This window comes from Actinosynnema sp. NPDC059797 (assembly GCF_042732085.1).
GTDB lineage: Bacteria > Actinomycetota > Actinomycetes > Mycobacteriales > Pseudonocardiaceae > Actinosynnema.
The window spans coordinates 1-2327 of record NZ_JBHWIE010000645.1; the positions used below are offsets into that span (position 1 = coordinate 1).

Genomic DNA, 2327 nt, shown 5'->3' on the forward strand with positions numbered 1-2327 from the left:
CGACCTTCCGGAGCACGGTGTCGGCGACGGTGGTCGTCCCCCGCGTCGGTGCCGACGTGCCCGCCTCGCGGGAGACGACCTCGGCGTTCGCGTTCCGGGTGAGTGGCTTCGACGTGGTGGCGGGGTTGGTCATGGCGGTCTCCTCGACCTGGCGCTCGGTGGGGGCGTCCTCCTTGGCGGGAAGGTTCGGCGGGGGGGTGGCTCCACGCCGTGGGGCAGGAACGCCGGGAGCACCCGCTCGACCGGGCCATCGCGGGAGCGGGGTGGAAAGGCGCCATGAGGGATGGGGACGAGCGACCCCGTCTCCGACATCGCCGGGGTCCGAGGCGGCTGCTGTACCCGGTGGGTGCCCGATCCGGTGGTTGCCGAAACACGGTGCGACGAGCAGGCGGTGACCCGGACCGGGACACCCGCGCGCAAGGTGGCACGATCGTGTTCCGACGATGCGGCAAGGCTCGGGTCGCGCGGCGCGGTCGGGCGTGAGCGGCGCCGTGCTCACCAGGACGCCGCGGTGGCGTCAGCTGGTGCCGGTGTGGTGTTTGAGGGCCAGGAGCTTGTGGCGGTACATGCGGCACAGGGCGACCAGGAGGTGGACCTGCTCACCGGGGTCCAGCGGGCGCAGCAGCTCGACGAGGTCGTCGGGGTGCAGGTCCACCTCGGCGCCCAGTCGCTGGTTGAAGATGCTGCGGCCGAGGTCGTGCGCACGGTCGCCGATGGCCAGCCGGTCGACGTCGCGCAGGTCGTAGCTGTCGGGCAGCGGGAACCGGACGAGCACCTCGGGGTAGCGGGCCGCCATGAGCTGCACGGCGACGTTGACCAGGCGCGCCACCAGCGCCGCCGCCCGGTGGGGGTCGTCGAGCATGACCGACAGCTCGTTCACCGTCACCGTGTCGGGCTCGAACGCCGGCGGCGAGTCGATGTCGACGTCGAGCCGGTGCAGGGCCAGGGTGATGTTGTCCAACACCCGTTCGGGGTCGACGACCACCTGCCCGGCACTGCCGGACTCGACGCTGGCCCGGGGGTGCCACGGGTCGAGGAACTCCCGCACCTCCGCCTCCCCGTACACGTCGGGGTCGGGTGAAGGCCGTCGAGGACCCGGGAGCCGCTCCACCTGCCTGCCTCCTCATGTCGGGTCGCCGACCTGCGGCGATCGCGCACCACCACTACCAGGACATGATCATCGGGCATGACGTTGCGACCGCGGTGTCCGATCCTCATCCGGCTCGTCGGTCCCGCGCGGCTGGTCGTCAACGGCGAACGGTGCGGGGTCGAGGATACCCAAGCGCGAGGTCGTCGTGCCGCGCTGGAGCGATTCCCGCCCGCGTCGGGCCTGGTGATCACGCGGTGCTCACCGCGTTGGTGCGCCGGCTCCCCCGGCTGTAGCACGAGCACCGACCGGTGACACCGGGGACCGGTGCACGGCCGTTCACCGGTGTAGCCTGAGGTGACCGAGGGCATGTCGAGCGCTGGTGGTCGAACCGTCGCCGCCTTGGGCGCACGACGAGAGCCGGTCACCTCCGGCGGAGCACCCACGTCCCCGCGAACACCCCGTCCCACCGGTTCGCCCCGCCGCGGGCACGACGGGCCGCCGCGAACTCGATCGCCACCGGGTGCGGAACTCGCCCCCCACGGGCGCAAATCCGTCCACATCGGACAGCTCGACCCCCACCGCACACCGGCCGCGAGCCGGAGATCGGAGCACCGACGTGACGTCGGAACCGCACCACCCCGCCACGACCGCGTCCGCGACGCGGTCGACCGACCTGTCGCGCGCTGCGCTGCGCCTGCGCCTCAAGCCGGTGGCGCCGCACCGGGGGCACGTCGACGGCGCCTGGTGGCCGAGTTCGCGCGAACTGCCGGTCGAACTGCCCGGCCTGCTCGACGCGGTGGCCGATCGGATCGGCGCCGTCAACCGCGTGGTGTACGCCTCGACCTTCTGGGGTTCCTCCCCGAACCGGCTCGAACTGGGCGGTCGCGTCGTGGCGCTGGAGGGGTTCGCCGCGCTGGACACCGACACCGTGCACCTCACCGGTGACGACCAACGGCGGATCGACCTGCTGGTGGTCCCCCCGGAAGCCTTCGGCGCCGCGGCCGACCGCGCGATGGCGGGCGCGTCGTCACCCGACAACGACCACCTCCCCGCAGCCATCCTCGCCACCGCGGGTGTCCGCGTCACGCCCCGGAACCGGTAGGCGCCCCGATCCGGGGTCGACCGACCGGGGCCACCGGGCGCCGTCGACCGAACCGCCGAGCGCGGGAGCGGGTTTCCCCGCCGGCCACAGCGCTCCGCGGTGGCCGGAAACCGGACTGCCCACACCGGCGGGTGT

Annotated in this window: 2 protein-coding genes; one reads left to right on the plus strand and one right to left on the minus strand. The window is 73.2% G+C overall.

Going from position 1 to position 2327, the window contains the following annotated elements; translation table 11 throughout:
* Positions 1–517: 517 nt before the first annotated feature.
* Positions 518–1111 carry a hypothetical protein gene (locus tag ACFV4N_RS42885; protein WP_499678439.1) on the minus strand — a complete coding sequence of 198 codons (594 nt, stop codon included), beginning with the start codon at positions 1109–1111 and terminating at the stop codon, positions 518–520.
* A gap of 595 nt (positions 1112–1706) precedes the next feature.
* On the opposite strand from ACFV4N_RS42885, the gene ACFV4N_RS42890 reads away from it, so the two are divergent.
* A complete protein-coding gene (locus tag ACFV4N_RS42890) occupies positions 1707–2192 on the plus strand; it encodes a DUF5994 family protein (protein ID WP_499678440.1) in 486 nt (161 codons plus the stop codon).
* The last annotated feature ends 135 nt before the right edge of the window (positions 2193–2327 follow it).